Origin of the sequence: uncultured Ruminococcus sp. (assembly GCF_934476685.1) — a bacterium.
GTDB lineage: Bacteria > Bacillota > Clostridia > Oscillospirales > Ruminococcaceae > Hominimerdicola.
In genome coordinates this window covers 1-17,545 of the sequence record NZ_CAKSNX010000018.1, presented here as the reverse complement: position 1 = coordinate 17,545, position 17,545 = coordinate 1, and the positions used below count along the sequence as shown (strand labels likewise).

Sequence of the window (17,545 nt, the reverse complement as noted above, 5' to 3'; positions counted from 1 at the left end):
TTTCACCTTTTGAAGCGTCACTTTTACTAAATCTCCCTTCTGAACTTTGGTGACATTTTATATTGCAATTTTCACATATTCTCCATTTTGACAAAAACTATTGACTTAAAGCTGATTTCTTGGTATAATTAATATAATAAAATTGGCAAATTGAAATACTTTTTTTGCTTAAACAAAATATAGTAATCGTTTTATATATTTATATAAAAGGGGGTTGGCAAAATTATGTGGGGTTTGTATGATAAGACAGACAGGGTAGTTCTGTCAATTTTGGAATATAAATAATAAGCGCAGTGCGTCTGTAAGTATCGGGTGTACTGTGCTTTTTGTGTATAAAAACGGATTAGAAGTATTGAAAGGATTAGTGATCGAGAATGTCAGATGTATTTTTGAGCCATAGCTCTAAGGATAAACCGATAGCAGATAAGGTCTGCCAGTTTTTAGAGGAAAAGGGACTCTCATGCTGGATAGCACCGAGAAATATCGTTCCCGGCAGCGACTGGGCAGCTTCAATAAGCACTGCAATAACAGCGAGTAAGGTGTTTTTGCTCATATACAGCGAAAACTCCGCTGCCTCTAGTCAGGTCGGACGTGAACTTAGCCTTGCGGAGAGCAAGGACGATGTTTTTGTTGTTCCATACAAGGTAGACGAGACCGAACTTTCGGGATCTTTTGAGTATTATCTGACTGGAGCACACTGGATATCTGCCAATTACGCCAAGAAAGATTACAAACTGGAGGAGCTATATAATCTGGTCGTAGGTATAATAGGAAGAAATGTCCAGAACATAACCAATAATACCTATATCGACAATTTGCATATCCATACGGACAATCCCGAAAATTTGCAGGATGTGCAGGGAATGGCACAGGCGGCTGTCTCGGCAATGGCCGCTGGCGGAGCTATGCCATACACCCCTTCTGCTCCTGCGGTAAAGACTGATAACAAGAAACGTAATATTATTATCGGTGCTTCGGCGGGTGCAGTGGCTCTCATTGCCATAATTGTCTGCATATCCGTTTTCGGCGGAAAGGATAATGACAAGGTTCAAACTGCCAACTCAAAACCTGAAAGTTCGATCACGGCGGTTGAAAGCACGGCAGGAACTACCGGCGAAGGAAAAACAGGGACCTTAAGTGATATAAAAATGAATTTCAATAACGATACATATACAGGCACTTATTTCGGAGAGGTGAACGGTGATATCCCCGAAGGCGAAGGTGAATTTACAGGAACATTAACGAACGATAGCGGCGAATGGAAAATGACCGCCAAGGGTGAATTTTCAGATGGCAAACTCAACGGTCAAAACACCGTAACCGTAGAAAATCCAAATGGATACAAGTATGTTTTTGAGGTATCCTTTGATAATGGCTTTGGAAATGGTGTTGGCACTCGTGAACAGATTTATCCCGATGGAAATGAAATTATCAAAGATGTTTATGAGTGTAATTTTAATAACGGAAAAGTAACTGACGATAAAGGAACTCGTACTTATTATTATAGTGATGAAAATGACAAGGATATACAGGTGCGTGAAGGACAGTTCCATAAAGGAAAGCTGAGTGGTAGTGGAAAAGTTACTATTACATATAAAAGTGGTAATTTAAAAACATGGGTAATAGAAAGTGATAATTGGGAAGAAGATCTAATACAAGGAAACGGAAAAGATACAGTATACTATACTAATGGAGATATAAAAGTATACGAAGGGGAATATAAAGACGATAAGTGGAACGGTTCCGGATCTTTGACATATACCTATGCAGATGGCACATATTACTATCAGGAAGGTACGGCAGCAGATAATCTCTTCACTCCTTCCATTACGATAAATTACGATAAGAACGGCAACGAGCTTTCAAGAGAGGGGAGCTAAACGGAGGATCAGACCATGAACGAGCCGAAAGGACTTTTTAAGCACAAATTTATACTAATACTTACGATATTCTCTTTTGTTGCCGCATCTGCCGAGGGAATCGTTTTCTACCCCGATGACGACGCATTTTTTAAATTTCTTATGGTGCTGCAAAACAGCATCAGCGCATTCGCTTTCCGACCGTCCATCGGGCTAAGAGATGCAATGCAGAAAATGGTCGAAGATCCGAACACTGTTAAAATGGTGATCTGTTATACATACGGACTTGCGGTGTTTACTGCCCCTTACTGCACGGTTGCAGCCGTTTACCGACTGCTTGAGAATATGCTGCGGTTTGTGTTCCGCATAAGAAAGAGCAAAGGCGGAAAGATGACGACACTTTTCGGCTATAACGAAGAGGTCAAGACTCTTATAAACGATTTTATAAAGACCGCCGATAAGGACAGTTTTCTGTACGTTGTGACCGATAAGGAAATTTCCTCCGATGAGCGATTTGAACTTAGCAAGCACAACTGCTTTGTAAGCACGCTTGACACGACTGTTCTTACACCTGAACAGGTAGAACGAGAGTTTAAAAAGCTGCATATTGACCGTGCTGAAACGTTGATACTGTTTGACGAATCCTCATTGAAGAATTTCTCGGTGCTGCGAATGTTCCGTATGGGTGACGAAGAAACAGGGGTTGCGCTTATGTCGGGTGCAAAGGTTATATGCCGCTGCGAGGACGAGGGAATGAGCAAGCTTGTCGAAGACTATTACGACAGCAGGCGTGGTGGGCGTTTTGCCTTTGACCTCGAAACTGTAAGCCTCCCAGAACTGCAAGTTTATAAATTGTACAACGACGTTCCGCTGCACACCTTTTATCTTAACTCTGACAAAAAGCTTTCGGAATGGGATATGAGAATGCTTGTTGTCGGTTTCGGTGAAACAGGCAGACAGGCTGTGTTAAAGGCGATGAACTTAGGCGTAGTCAGTGCTGGCAACTCAATAGTTATAGATGTTTTTGACCTCGACGGCAATGATAAGCTGGACATTTTCGCCAACACGTTTGGCGAGGGGACTTTTCACACGGATAATAATAGTCTAATTATGCATAGCGATACAGCTGATGGAAGGCTTGAGATAAACTTTCATAGCATAAATGTTCGCAGCAGACGTTTTATCGAAACGGTAGAGGCGAATGACCGTATTTCTCCGTACACATATGCGCTCGTTTCAATAGGCGATACTTCCGCCTCTGTTGATTGTGCCATGCAGTTGAACCGCTATTTCTCTTCAAAAGTCGGTGTAAAAACACCTGTTATCCTGCGCTCCGATGACAACCCAATGATAGCGGATTATATTGCAGGCAACGACACTATCTTCTCCGACATTCGTATTATGGAGAAACGTTCTGATATACTTTCGCTTGATCTGTTAATGGGCAGGCGGCTCGACAGCGAGGCTAAGAATTTTAATAAACTGTATCACAACATCAACATAGTTTCTGATGGCGGTGATTCTGCCAACGACAATTTCGACGTTGAGAGCGCATGGCTTGAAACAAAGCTTTTCAAGCGAGCTTCAAGCAGGGCAGCTGCGTATCATGAGCCTATAAAACAAGTCGTTATAGGTCGTCTTGCTCATGAACTTAATGTCGATCCCGAAAAGAAGATAGATGAACTGGTAGGCAAAAATGGTTCGCTGTTTACCGATACTGGCAGTGCTTGGCGGCTAAATGGCAGCGAAGCTGACGTGCTGGAAAGGCTTATCGAAGACGATTTTGCCTATGAGATCGCCTCTATGGAGCATAGACGCTGGTGCTGCTATATGGTGTCTGCTGGCTGGACTTTCGGCGAACGCAGCGATATTCTCAAGCAAAATCCCTGTCTTGTAACGCAGGATAAGCTTGTAAAGACCGCTCCAGATATGTGCAAATACGATGTTATGTCACTTATGGCTAGGTATAGGAGTTTTAATAATTAAAATTTGGTATGATGTAAAGACTGCACATTAAAATTTGTGTAAACTTATGAAACCTTTTACATATGAAATATATTTTATATTATTACCACTTATTATAGATACTAACATAACGAAATGTTTGTACAGGGCGTGCAGTTGTGTTATAGTTGGTCTTACTTTTGTAGAAAGAGTTATGCTTTTGTCAAGTAAAAGCGTAACTCTTTTTATTTTGCTTAACTACATAGTTTAACGATATACTCAGCACTAATACAAAAAAGATCCGTCACTTTTGCGGCGGATCTTTTTTTGTGTTCTATAATTAAATCAGTTTTTCTTATTTCTCATCTCTGCTATCTTAGCTTTCAATGCCTCATATCCGACATCAGGATCTTCAATGGCAGATACGGTCCTTTCCATGGGGCAGATGTCCTTACCGCTGCGGTCGGTTATGCTTTCGGTGAGCGTATCATATGTGCAGGGGATACCTCTGCTTTCAAGATATTCCTTTCCTGCATATGACATAACTTTTCCGTGTACAGCAGAAATCTCTGCTTTGACAAACAGCATCGCAGCAGCCTTGCCGACTATGATATCGGCAGCAGAGTAACCGCTGATACCTTTGTTTTCACCTATAAATTTCATCATCGGTGATATTCCTCTGCCGTCATCTGTGATAATGTTTTCGCCCTTGCACAGGCAGATAGTATGACCGCTAAGGTTTTCTATGGCTCTTTCAATATCAGTCATTTTCATTGTCCTTCTGCATAAGCTTTTTCAGTGCAATTATAATTGCAGGTACAAGAATTATCTGAACAGCCAGTCCTGCAGATCCTGTCTGTATCTGTGACCATACAAGGCTTGCTGTAAGTCCTGCTTTTGCTCCGAATAATGCTGCGAGTCCGAGAAATGCTCCTCTTCCGATTATCTGAGCAGAGATAACAGCTGCAAATGCCCATGCGCCGTTTTCAGATATCTTCTTAGTGAATGCTCCTGATACTATTGCGAAGATAGCAAGTTCAGCCATCATAAAAGGCAGTCTTGGTGCAGCAGGCATTGGTGAACCTGCCAGTGATGTGATAATAAAACTTACTAAAGGCGACATTGCCCCGACAGCAAAGCCCCATTTTGCACCAAGCAGACAGCCGCCTATAAGTACAGGCAGATACATAGGCAGCCATTGAACTCCTCCCGGCTGACCAACTGCAAGGTGAACAAGCTGCGGCAGAATAACTGCCAGCGCTATAAGTCCTGCTGAAACGATAGTTTTGTATGCGATCTTTTTTCCGTATGATATGTTATTTAAAGTCAGTGCATTTTCAAACATAATTACTGCTCCTTTTCAAAAGTTTTTCTTACTTCTTCAAGCAGACTGCGTATTTCAAGGTGCTGAGGACAGACCTTTTCGCATTTTCCGCATTTGATACAGTCGCTTGCTTTTCCATTGTGTGCGGTAAGTACAGCGTCATAATAGTAGTTCTGATTCCAGTCATTGAATACCTTTTTCTTGTTCAGACAGGCGAACAGATCAGGTATTCTGATTTTTTTCGGACAATGATTTTCTTCAATACAATATTTGCAGGCTGTGCATGGTATCATTTCAAGTGATCTGAAAGCCTCTGTAACATTCTTTACAGCCTCAAGTTCCTGCTCATTCAGCGGCTTGAAATCTTTCATATAGCTTAAATTATCCTGCATCTGTTCCATGTTGCTCATTCCCGAAAGTACCATTTCCATTCCGTCAAAACCTGCTGCAAAACGTATTGCATAGCTTGCGTTTGAAAGCTTGTCAGGAAGAACATCAAGACATTTCTGCGCCTTTTCAGGGAGATTTACAAGGCTGCCGCCCTTGACAGGTTCCATAACGATAACAGGCTTGTTATGCTTTCTTGCAACATCATAAACTTTTTTCGATTCCACCGATTCATCATTGTAATCAACGTAATTGAACTGTATCTGTACAATTTCTATCTGCGGATATTCAGTCAGTATCTTGTCAAGTACATCAGCCTTGTCGTGGAATGAAATGCCGAAATGACGTATCCTGCCCTGTGCTTTAAGTTCAAGGGCGGTTTCATATGCCCTGCACTTTTTGAACTTCTCAAACTCGGTAGCGTTCTGTGCGTGCATAAGATAGAAGTCAAAATGATCCACTCCGCAGGCTTTGAGCTGACTTTCAAAGAAAGGTATGATATCCTCTTCCTTTTTGAAATACATTCCTGTCAGCTTATCTGTCAGCAGAAACTTTTCTCTTGGATATCTTGAAACAACACATTCGTTTACCGCAAGCTCACTCAGTCCGTTTATGTAACCGTGCGCAGTATCAAAATAATTGAAACCGCAGTCGATAAACACGTCCACCATTTTTTTGACCTGTTCAATATCGACCTTTTCGCCCAGCATAGGCAGTCGCATCATGCCAAAGCCAAAGTTTTTTCTGATCTCCGGAAATGCTCTTTCCATTACAAATACCTCCTGTCATTGTGATAAATTAGTTTGCTTATAATTATAACTTTATATTAACATATTATAATACTATAATCAATCAGTGACATTTTAATAAATTAAATAATAAACCCTACGAACGTTCTTAATATTAAACAAAGCACCAGAACTGACGTCTGATGCTTTGTATCCTGCTATTGATTTTTTGTGTCGTTTTTGACTTTTCTTGCTATCGAAAGTATCTCTTTTGTGGTCTTTTCACTGCAAACAGCAGGCTCAAAAGTCGGCTTTCCGAAATAGAATCCCTGAAGCAGATTAACTCCGCATCTGATAACAGTTTCAAGCTCGTCATAGGTTTCAACACCCTCTGCCAGTACAAGTATGTTTTTAGTAGACGCTATCTGTACCAGCTTGCTTATGATATCCGCTTTACCTGCGTCACGATCGCAGCCGCTTATGATAGAACGGTCTATTTTGATAAGATCAGGTTCAAGGGTTATAAGTGCATATTCGCTGTTGTAACCGCTGCCGAAATCGTCCAGCGCTGTCATTGCATTTCTGCTCTTTATCCAGCGCTGTTTAGCTTTCACATACTCGATATTTGTTTCTTCACTTTCAAGAACTTCAAGCACGATATTGCTGAGAATATCCTTGTTCTCTGCCTCCAATATGCGGAGGTCATCGTCATTCATTATGTAGTTTGAAATTGAGTTTATAAATATCTTTGTGTTCTTATCAAGAACATTATCGGTTATAAACTTGTGGAACGTCCTTAAAGCTATCTTCCATGTCAGCCTTTCGATCTCATACAGCTTTGCGCTTGTCTTGGCTATTCTTATTAAATCAAGAGGAGCACCGAACACTTCCGACTGCGGACGCATAAGTGCCTCATAGCCGTAAATTTTACCCGTCTTGACGGAAATAATACTGTGGAACGCATATTTGATGCTTTCTGTATCTATTATGCGGTTCATTTCCTCAACACCTGTTATAAGGATAGAATCCTTTGTGTAAGTTGACATATCGAACTCTGCAATATTACCCTTTGTGGAATGTTTTATAGTGTACATAGCAAAATCTGCGAATCTTATGAGCATCTCATATGATACTGAATCATCAGGATACCATGATATACCGCCGCTGGCTCTTAGTCTGTAATGCGTTCCATCGCTGAGTATGCAGTAACTTACGTCAAGTTTCTTTCTTACCTCTTCAACAATTCTTCTTATCTCGTCCTTGCTGTCGAAACCGTATAGAAAGACGTTGAATTCATCGCCAGACATTCTTGCAACTATTCCGCCGTGATACTGGAAGTTTTTCAGTACGTTCGCCGTAGCCGAGATATAATCATCACCAAAATCATGACCGTATGTGTCGTTGACATATTTAAGGTTATCTATATCTAGCATAATAAAAGCTGCCGTTTTAAGCTTTTTAGGTTCACGGAAAACTTTTTCTATTCTGTGATAGTATGCACGTCTGTTGAGCAGACCTGTGGTAACGTCATAGTCACGCTCATACTTTACCTTCTTCATTTCCAGAACAGACTGTGTAACGTCCTGTACAAGACCGAGTATGTTGGTGGAATCTCTTCTGAGACTCAGCCTGAACCATCTCTGCTCGCCGATATCCGTAATAAGTGAATACTGTCTTGTTACAACAGTTTCATTTGCGTCCTCGCAAGCCTTTTCAAAGAACTCAAAAATATTTGTTCCGTTCTTTATGTCTATTGCATTTATAAGCTCAGCAAACTGATCGTAAGATATCGTGCAGTCCTTATCGGGGAGCTTATCGCATTTCAGCGTTGAGATCATGCTCTCGCTTATGAAAACATTTTCCTTTGCAGTATCGTACATAAATGCGCCTATTCCTGCGACGGACATACTTATGATCTTTGAAACTCTTGAAGATTGTTCCTTGACGTTTATCTGGAGCTGTTTAATAGCGTCCGTAAGTTGGTCGATCTCCGTAATACCTGAGGTCTTGAAGTCGATGATCTCATCACTGTTTTTATTTGTGTCAAGGGTCTTGATTATTCTTGTTACCGGCGCAGTAATGTGCTTGTTAAGTATTATAGTACATATTATTGTGAACGCAGCTGAGATCACAAATGATATCATGAACATATGCACAAGGTTGCTGTATATGTTCAAGGCCTCGCTCTTTTCAGAAATGGATATTATAGCCCATTTATTGTACTTGTATGGCGAGTCGGCATTATAAATATTTATATCCTTTATAGTTCCGACAGTTTCTACTGACGAATCGTTCCCATAGTTAAAATCATATACATTCTTGCCTACGGAATCGTGATGACCTATAACAGTATCCTTTGTAACAAGCCTTTTGTATATCGCACCCGAATGGAGAACTGTCTGATAATTATCGTTATTGTCATAGTCCACACCGAGGATATAGCATGATTTTTCATTAGGCAGATCGTTGCCTGGGATATAGCTGAGTATAGTCTTTTCCATAAGACCGATACCGATAACACCGTATACTGTACCGTCATCTGCTACCAGCGGCAGAGTATAACGCATACTTTTTCTGCCCGTTTTGGATATAGAGGAAAAACCACTCCAATATCCCAGATTTTCCATATCGATCTGAGGATTTTCCCTTGCCGTTTTTATGGTCTTGTAATAAAATCCGAAGTCACCGTCTTCTCCGCCTGAAAGCTGCATATGTGCTGTCCATTCGGAATCGAGCATTATATCAAAATCCTGCGAAAGGTCGGAACTTCCTGTCTCCAGAAAAATATTTTTATTTACGCTTTCGGAAACGCTTGTTACATTCACATCTCGTATATAAGTAGTAGCAAGCACATCGGAAGAGCCTTCCGAATAAAGCGAGCCTGTGTCAAGAATAATGTATGCGTCATTAACAAGACCTCTGCGCAGAAGCGTTATAAGTGTGTCAGTGGAGTCGTTAAGTATCTCTCTGCTTATATCCTTATTTGTTGAAAGTGCTGAAAGATCAGTTCCGCTTGCTTTAAGGATCTTTTTTGTTATGCTGTTTACTTCCTTGCCCGCTTCAAAAACCAGAGGCGTTTTGTTTGCGAGAGTGTTTTCAACGTAATTCTTGCGGTTCTCTGTCTTTTCTGACATTGAGTCATAGGCATATTTTTTTATATACGAAAATTCTCCCCCGACAAACATCGTGCCAAGAAAAGCGCTGAACTGAAGTACAGAAAGAATGAGCGTAGATAAAAACAATCTCGCAAAGAAAGGATATTTTCTTTTATTTCGCTTTAAAGGGTCGTCAGATCCTTTGTGAAGTTTTTGTTTCATAACTTGCCCCTGTTTATGTAGATCAGAATTACTTTTCAATTATTTTATCAAGGTCTGTGCAGAATGAGTCATACCATTTGTCGAATGCAGCGTCATTTGTATATTCCTCAATAACAGTATCTCTGCTTTCACCGCTGCTGATCTTTTCAGTAGCCTCAGCATAAGCTTCCTGAGCAGTATCCTGAATACGGTTTTCAAGGAATGTTCTTACATCTGCTGAATTTTTAAACGGAGGCATTGTGTATAAGTTGTATTCGTTTATCTCGTCAATAGCTGTGCTTAAAGTGCTTTTGCATATGTCCGTAAGCTCTTTTCCCGACTCTGCGGAAACTTTCTCTATCTCCTCAAAATTGCAGGCATCTTTTTTAACAGGAAGATATCCTGATTCGGAAGAGAAGTTTACATTTCTTTCCTTTTCGGTGAACCATTTAAGGAATACAGCGCTTGCATATTCGCTCTTTTCGTCAGATTTAAGCACAGACATTCCTGCGCCCTGCTGTACGATATAAGGATCTGTTCCCTCAAAATTCGGTACAGGCAGCACAAGGTTATCTATCGGATATGTGTAATCATCATCTATAGTTACCTCAGTAGGGAAGTACATAGCGCCTGTTGTAGAGCAAACTAGAGCCATGATTATGCCTATCTTTGCGTCCTCACTTCTGAATCTGCCCTGAGCTGTAAAGTAGCCCTTTACATAAGGCACATAGTAATTATCCCAAAGTCTTCTGAGAGCATCTTTTTCAATATTAAGCTTAGTGTTTCCGTCCTTGTCAACAGTTACAAATTCACTTCCGAGCTGCTTTGCACCGATGCTCATATAGTTGGCTATTGAGTCACGTCCGAAAAAGGCTTTTCCGTCATTAGGGATATCGGGAGTAAGATCGTCTGTGTAATTATAGTATTTTTCAGATACGTCAACAAGTCCTTCCCATGTTTTCAGATCATCGGTAGTAACACCTGTTTCGCCTGCAAACTTCTCCCAGTCGGTATAGTTGAGCATCATTACTTCTGTACTCTTCGCCATAGGGAATATTTTCAGCGAGCCGTCGCCGGAAAATTCACCCTCAGCAATATATTCATCTATATACTCATTAAGTTCATCTTCTGTAAAATACTTGCTCATATCGGCAAGTCCGTCAAGCTGATCCACCACATAAGCAGTTTCTGCATAGGTAGCAAAAATATCGGGAGGTACATCAGCACCGCTGTCTTTCTTTACAGAGGCTACTACGCTGTCTGCAAGTTCAGAAACAGAGTTCTTTGAGTATGCCTCAACGATGATTCCCTTTTCAAGACCAACAGTGTTATTGAACTCTTCTACCGCCTCGTCAAAGCTCATTAGCTGAACACCATTGTAATAGTGCCAGATAGTTATGGTAGTAGGATCATCTTTGTTCAAAACAGAGTCATAATCCTTTTCAAAACCGCAGCTGCTGAGCATAGATGTTGAAAGCACAGCGGCAAGAGCCAAAATCGAAATTACTTTTTCCTTCATAGTTGTTTCTCCTATTATATGGATTTTTTATATTTTATCCTAATACTTCTTGTTGTGCTCCATAAGATCACTGAATAAATATGCATATCCAGCTATTTACTTTTAAAGTGATTTATTGCAATGTCACATATTAATTATACACGGTAATGCAATTCATTGCAAGTTAAATTTACGCTATTCATAATTTGTTAAATTAATATAAGCGTTTACGACATAATGTTTGCGATTACAGTGATATTGGTACAGGATAAAAAATAATAGATCTTTATAATTGCGATAAGAAAAGGCAAATGCGAAGCTGCTTTTATTAAAACAACTACGCATTTACTGATTTATATTAGGGAATATCAGGCTGTTATTTTTTAGCAACTATCTGTTATCACAATCAAAAATACATTTCTTATCTATAAAAATTCCGAACTCAGACTTCCACGTCTTGTGCAGTTCGCTGTTGTCCCAAGTTGTAAGAGATCCTTTGTCCATATCCAGAACTATCATAAGATCATATCTGTTGTCACGGGGTGTAACGTTCTCTTTGATATCAACGTTATATATCCCACTGATTTTTACAGCGTCAGCATATAAAGTGCGTACCTTTTTTACGATTTCCTGTTTGTCTGTGTTATCATTCCATTTTACTATAATGTAGTGCAGCATTTTTATCTTCCTATCTTAAATTACTTATGTTTATCAGAACAGATCAAGCATACTGTCAAGGTATATATTTTCTCTTACTTTCAGCTGATACTCAGGCTTTGTCATATAATACAGCAGAAATTCCAGTATCAAAGCGCTGCCTAGTCCTCTGCCTTCGATCTTGAAATTGGAAAATCCCATTGGCAGATAGGTATTCTGAATATCATCTATGCCGATAAATGCTGGATTAGTCATTGCCTTTGAAAACATATATCCATCGGCAGAGTCAGGAGCATTACAGCGGTGGTCGGGACAATTCTCTCCGAGATTTTTTCGGCTGACATTTTCGTAACAGCTTTTTCTGTCCTTACAGCCGAACCAGCAGCATTCGTTGCACAAAAATTCTACCTTATCTTTTTGAAATTGTGTCATTGTGTTAAGCCTGTCAAATGCCTTGTTCAAACGAAAATCAGGTACAGCGTAGAGAAAATCATCACGGCTTATTTCATTGAGAAACTGCTGAAAATCCGTAATAACCTTTGTGGTAGATGAAACAAAATATAGCTGAGGATAATTTCTTTTCAGATAGTTTAACAGCAGGTCTGAATGAATGATAACGCCATTGCGTGGCTGATCGCTTTCAGAAAACATTGCACACAGCGCATTGCATTTCTTGTCTGAAAGATGTTCCTCTCTGAGCAGGGAGTTGCTGAATGTCAGACGTGCCGAAATGTTATATTCACGCATAAGCGACAAAACTTCCTGTGGGTCATGCTCACCAAACCCGACACGTCCTCCGCCCCATATACAGTCTGCTGGAGCGCCGTATACAGAACCGATATCGCACCGATCGTAAAAGTATTCCCTATGCTCACGAAAAAGCGGCAGAAAGGCGCTGTAAAGCTCATAAAACTCAAACAGTCCCGGAAGATGATAGTATGCTTTATTCTTTTTTATTTCTGTCATATCACTAGTCACCATTTTCCGATACTGAATTATCAAATCCCCGTTAAAGGAGCAATTTTGATTTGTTACATTATACCACAAGCCGAAAATAAAGTCAAACGACAAGCAGACTATTTCAGCAGCTCTCTGACTATATCCAGAAAAGCTTTTGAACCTTTGCTGAAAATATTCCGCCTTTTCCATACAAGATTATACTGCACTTCAAGCTTAGGATAAAGCGGGCGAAAAACTACGCTGTTGTCAAGGGCAGGGGAGAGCATATCTCTTGTGGCGAGAAAATAACCTATGCCGTTTTCAACAAAGCTTGCAGGACTGCCATGTATAACGTTGTAAGTTGCTGTAACGTTCAGCTTGTCAATGTCAGTTTCCGCCCAGTCTGCAATGATCTGCTGCAAACCGATGCGGCGGTGAAGTATCAACGGCATTTTTATAAGCTGTTCCTTTCTTATTTCCGAAAACTTTGCATATTCGCTGTCGAATCTCATAAGCACTCCCCACAGTGAACCATCGGGCAGTGGGATATATTCATACTTTGAGTTGTCTATTGGTTGAAGAAGCACTGCGAAATCAAGATTTCCGTGGTCAAGCCGTTCTGTCACATCTGTTGCGTCACCGCTGAAAAACTGAAATGTAACATCGGGATAACGCTTTTGAATGTTCGCTGCCGCCTGCAAAAGCGTCTTTGGAATAGTTCCGCCAATAACGATCTCTCCTGAAACTGTTCCGCAATCTGAGGATATCTCACGTTCCGTCTTATCCACTAAAGCCACAATATCCTCCGCACGTTCCCGCAGAAGTATGCCTTCTTCCGTCAGAGTGATCTTGCGCTTGCCTCTGATAAGCAGCTTTTTACCTAGTTCGTCCTCCAGCTCCATTATCTGTTTTGATAGTGACGGCTGAGAAATGTGCAGGCTTTCCGCTGCCCTTGTTATGTTCTCTTCCTGTGCCACTGCTAAAAAGTATCTCAGTATGCGGATATCCATAAGATCTTCCTTTCGTGAATTTTTTATTTTCTCTATTATATCACATCTTATTATTCTTGTAAACTATGATAAATAATAGCTTATATGTATTTGCTATACTTAAAGAATGGGTATATAATATCATTGGGAGAGTGATGAGACTTGAAAGATACTAAAAAAGCAGCACAAATGGATATGTTGAACGGCTCTATATGGGATAAGCTAATAAGATATGCTCTGCCTGTGGCTGTAACAGGCATTTTGGAACAGCTCTTTAACGCATCTGACATTGCGGTAGTCGGCAACTTTACAGGCAAAGCAAAGACCGTCGCCGTCGCAGCGGTGGGAGCAAACAGCCCTATTGTAGGATTGATACTGAACTTTTTCATAGGCATTGCACTTGGCGCAAATGTAATAATAGCAAATGCCGTTGGAAAAGGCAATAATAAAACTATACGAAAAGCCGTACATACATCAATTATTACGGCAATAGTTGGCGGAGTTGCAGTAGCAGTGATAGGGGAGCTTTTTATCGGCAGTCTGCTTAAAATGCTCAATGTCCCATCGGACGTGTTCCCATATGCACTTTTGTACATAAGAATATATCTTCTTGGTATGCCTGTGATACTGCTTTATAATTTTGAAGCAGCCATATTCCGCAGTATAGGCGAAACAAAAACACCGCTTAAAGCTCTTGCTTTTTCGGGGGTACTTAACGTACTTCTCAATTTATTCTTTGTTATTGTGCTGAAAATGACAGTAAACGGCGTAGCCATAGCGACCGTTATATCAAATGCTGTAAGTTCCGCTATCCTATTGATTAAACTTATGAAAACAAAGAGCGTTATTAAAGTGAGCATGAAAGATATGCGCTTTGATGAAAGTGTATTTGCGAGAGTTATCCGTATAGGACTTCCAGCCGGAATACAGAGTGCGGTGTTCGCTGTGGCAAATATCGTTATCCAATTCGCAATAAACAGTCTTGGAACAGCTGTGATAGCCGCCTCAAGTGCAGCTTTCAATATTGAGATATTTGCCTATGACATTATGAATTCATTCAGTCAGGCTTGCACAACGTTCACAGGACAGAATTACGGTGCAGGAAAACTTAAAAGATGCCGAAAAGTATTGAAACTTTGCATTATAGAGGATGCCATAGCAACAGGCACAGCCATAATCCTAGTTCTTATCTCAGGCAGATTTCTGCTTTCGATATTCAACAATGATCCGCAGGTAATAGATATCGGTTATATAAGGCTCACAATGGTGTTTTTCGCATATGCATTCAGTATGCTGTATGAAAATATGTCAGGCTACCTCAGAGGTTTCGGAATTTCTCTTGTGCCTGCCATACTTACTATAATAGGTGTGTGCGGTGTAAGGATATTCTGGATATACACAGTTTTTCCTATGCACAGAACTTTTAAAGCTATTATGACAGCTTATCCTGTTAGCCTTTCCACAACTGCTGTACTTATATTTATTGCATTGATGATATTCAGACCGTCGCATAAAATTAAAATACAAAGGGAATGCAACATTGATGAATAATATAAAATGAAAAAATGATTTTGCCAAACACGCTCTATTTGACTTTACCGACTGCCATATGATATAATTAATTAAGCAGCATACACAATTACAAAAGACGATCGTATGAATATTTTATTCAGATAACTTTATATCGGAAAGTAAAAAATACAAGGAGATATGAAAATGAATATAAAAACAGTAGCTATCCTTGGTGCAGGAGCAGTTGGTTCATATATGATATGGGGACTTTCAAAACGTGAAGATATCAAGCTGGGAATTATTGCAGAGGGCGAACGTGCAGAGCGAATGAAAAAGAGCTGCATGATCAACGGCATTACATATCACCCCGAAGTATGGTCGCCGCAGGAGGCGAACGGTGTAGATCTGCTGATCGTAGCGTTAAAATATGGTGCGTTGCCCAGTGCAATGGAGAGTATAAGAAAAGCCTGTGGAGATAACACAACTGTTATGAGCCTTATGAACGGTGTAGACAGCGAAGAACTTATCTCTGCTGAGATCGGAGCTTCTCATGTGCTTCATTCGTTGATAAAGGTCGCATCTCATAAAGAGGGGAGCGGGTATTGTTTTGATCCCGAAACTACTATCGGCATTATTTTCGGAGAACTTTCCGCACCGTATCAAAGCGAGCGTGTGCAGGCGATAGAAACTCTTTTTGAAAACACCGGTCTGCATTATCGTTCAACGGAATATATCAGGGAAGAAATGTGGAGCAAGTTCCGATTGAATGTGTGCAATAACCTGCCGCAGGCAGTTCTTGGTGCAGGCGTCGGCTGTTACCGTGACAGCGTTCATATGAAAGCTATCAGTGACGGATTAAGGCGAGAGCTTGAAGCTATTGCGGCTGCAAAGAATATTGATATAAGCAAAGCAGACGAATCCTCAAGCCGTGGAAGTGCTGTTCCGCCGTCTGCAAGATATTCCACCTTGCAAGATCTGGACGCAGGCCGCCATACAGAGATAGATATGTTTTCAGGTGCGCTTATCCGTATGGGAAAAGAACTGGGGATACCTACGCCGTATAACGAGTACACTTACCACATTATAAAAGCACTGGAAGAGAAAAACGACGGAAAATTTGATTACAGTAAAAATAATGAACTGACGTGTTCAAAGTGAATGAGATATAGTACAGCCACGCTTTGACCCGACCCCAAAAAGTTAGACCAAAAATCTAACGATTTGGAGGTCGGTTTTTTATGGCAAAATACAGCTACGAAATAAAGAAAAAAGTTGTTCAAGCATATTTAAATGGTGAAGGCAGTTATGTTCATCTTGCTAAGAAATATGGTGTTAAAAGCAAGCAGCAAGTTTCAGATTGGGTGCATTCATATAACGAATTTGGCAATGAAGGATTGGTTCGTTCAAGAAAAAATAAAGAATACTCTTTTCAATTTAAACTTTCTGTGGTAGAATTGTATTTATCAAGTGAATTCTCATATCAGGAATTAGCACTTTCACAAGGCATAAATAATCCTGCTTTGATCACAAGATGGGTGAATGACTTTAGAAATGCTGGTCCTGATGCACTGAGACCTGAAAAGAAAGGTCGTAAGAAAACATTGGAAACAGATAAAAAGAACGCTGATCCTAAACAGATCGAGTATACACCTGTGGATACGAGTGCTGAACATATCAAAGAGCTTGAAGATGAATTACTTAGACTTAGAATAGAGAATGCATATTTAAAAGAATTGAGGAGACTGCGTTTAGAGGAGGAAACTCTTCGAAAAAAAAGCGAGGATCGTCTACAGTCTCCGAGGACAGTTCAAACTAAAAGATATTCTCGCTGTAGTTGGGTTTCCAAAATCTACATATATGTATTGGCAAAAGCGGTTTGATAGGGTCGATCCCAACAAAGAACTTGAGGATAAAATAACCGAGATCCGTAAGGAACATAAGGATTTCGGCTATCGCAGAGTTTGCGGCAAACTACGAAGTGAAGGGATCAAAGTCAATAAGAAACGAGTTCAAAGAATTATGCAAAAGTTAGGCTTTCAGGTTACATCATTTACCCGTAAAAGCCGCAAATACAACTCGTATAAAGGCAACGTCGGTAAAATTGCTCCTAACAGGATCAACAGACGATTTAAAACAACTGTGCCGCATCAAAAGATAACCACAGACACTACTGAACTAAAGTATTATAACATAGACAGCAAAGGCAGAATGACGATCAAGAAAGTGTATTTTGACCCGTTTCTGGATATGTTGAATAGCGAAGTTTTAAGTTACAGTATAACACGGACGCCTTCAGCTGCCGGTATATTATCTGCTCAAAAGCAAGCAATAGAAACTGTATCGTCTATAATAAATTAGACAGAAAACATTTAGCCATGGTATAATAGAAAAAAAGGAGGAAAATAAAATGGC

General features: G+C 40.3%; 14 protein-coding genes. 6 read left to right on the top strand and 8 right to left on the bottom strand.

The annotated features are described in order from the left end of the window. Positions 1-374: 374 nt before the first annotated feature. Together Q0E19_RS10995 and Q0E19_RS10990 are read left to right on the top strand one after the other, a co-directional pair. Positions 375-1,880, top strand: coding sequence for a TIR domain-containing protein (locus Q0E19_RS10995; RefSeq protein ID WP_294409578.1), 1,506 nt, complete (start codon positions 375-377; stop codon positions 1,878-1,880). 15 nt (positions 1,881-1,895) lie between these two features. Then, complete coding sequence (locus Q0E19_RS10990) at positions 1,896-3,845, top strand: hypothetical protein (protein WP_294409576.1); 1,950 nt, start codon at positions 1,896-1,898, stop codon at positions 3,843-3,845. A 303-nt stretch (positions 3,846-4,148) separates the two neighbouring features. Here the strand turns inward: Q0E19_RS10990 and Q0E19_RS10985 are convergent, their stop codons facing one another. The 8 genes from Q0E19_RS10985 to Q0E19_RS10950 form a co-directional block, all read right to left on the bottom strand. Further along, the gene (locus Q0E19_RS10985) at positions 4,149-4,571 is read right to left on the bottom strand and encodes a DUF1893 domain-containing protein (protein ID WP_294409575.1); all 423 of its coding nucleotides are present in this window, start codon (positions 4,569-4,571) and stop codon (positions 4,149-4,151) included. Next, complete coding sequence (locus Q0E19_RS10980; RefSeq protein WP_294409574.1) at positions 4,564-5,148, bottom strand: ECF transporter S component; 585 nt, start codon at positions 5,146-5,148, stop codon at positions 4,564-4,566. Before Q0E19_RS10980 ends, Q0E19_RS10985 begins: the two co-directional genes overlap by 8 nt. Positions 5,149-5,150: 2 nt before the next feature. Then, positions 5,151-6,284 carry an aldo/keto reductase gene (locus Q0E19_RS10975; protein WP_294409573.1) on the bottom strand — a complete coding sequence of 378 codons (1,134 nt, stop codon included), beginning with the start codon at positions 6,282-6,284 and terminating at the stop codon, positions 5,151-5,153. Between the two features lie 176 nt (positions 6,285-6,460). Then, positions 6,461-9,559 carry a bifunctional diguanylate cyclase/phosphodiesterase gene (locus tag Q0E19_RS10970; RefSeq protein ID WP_294409572.1) on the bottom strand — a complete coding sequence of 1,033 codons (3,099 nt, stop codon included), beginning with the start codon at positions 9,557-9,559 and terminating at the stop codon, positions 6,461-6,463. Between the two features lie 28 nt (positions 9,560-9,587). Further along, entirely contained in the window at positions 9,588-11,057 is a 1,470-nt protein-coding gene (locus Q0E19_RS10965) for an extracellular solute-binding protein (RefSeq protein ID WP_294409571.1), read from the bottom strand. Positions 11,058-11,426: 369 nt separating this feature from the next. After that, entirely contained in the window at positions 11,427-11,714 is a 288-nt protein-coding gene (locus Q0E19_RS10960; protein WP_294409570.1) for a hypothetical protein, read from the bottom strand. Between the two features lie 33 nt (positions 11,715-11,747). After that, complete coding sequence (locus Q0E19_RS10955; protein WP_294409569.1) at positions 11,748-12,659, bottom strand: hypothetical protein; 912 nt, start codon at positions 12,657-12,659, stop codon at positions 11,748-11,750. Positions 12,660-12,769: 110 nt separating this feature from the next. Then, positions 12,770-13,642, bottom strand: coding sequence for a LysR family transcriptional regulator (locus tag Q0E19_RS10950; protein ID WP_294409567.1), 873 nt, complete (start codon positions 13,640-13,642; stop codon positions 12,770-12,772). Between the two features lie 141 nt (positions 13,643-13,783). Between Q0E19_RS10950 and Q0E19_RS10945 the strand changes: the two genes are divergently transcribed. The 4 genes from Q0E19_RS10945 to Q0E19_RS11950 all read left to right on the top strand — a co-directional run bounded on the left by Q0E19_RS10945 (position 13,784) and on the right by Q0E19_RS11950 (position 17,491). After that, positions 13,784-15,172 (top strand): MATE family efflux transporter, encoded by a 1,389-nt coding sequence (locus tag Q0E19_RS10945; protein WP_294409565.1) that lies wholly within the window; start codon positions 13,784-13,786, stop codon positions 15,170-15,172. A 165-nt stretch (positions 15,173-15,337) separates the two neighbouring features. Further along, positions 15,338-16,291 (top strand): 2-dehydropantoate 2-reductase, encoded by a 954-nt coding sequence (locus Q0E19_RS10940; protein WP_294409564.1) that lies wholly within the window; start codon positions 15,338-15,340, stop codon positions 16,289-16,291. Between the two features lie 80 nt (positions 16,292-16,371). After that, positions 16,372-17,013, top strand: coding sequence for a transposase (locus tag Q0E19_RS10935; RefSeq protein ID WP_294409563.1), 642 nt, complete (start codon positions 16,372-16,374; stop codon positions 17,011-17,013). Continuing rightward, positions 16,991-17,491, top strand: coding sequence for an IS3 family transposase (locus tag Q0E19_RS11950; protein WP_365905052.1), 501 nt, complete (start codon positions 16,991-16,993; stop codon positions 17,489-17,491). Before Q0E19_RS10935 ends, Q0E19_RS11950 begins: the two co-directional genes overlap by 23 nt. Positions 17,492-17,545 lie beyond the last annotated feature (54 nt).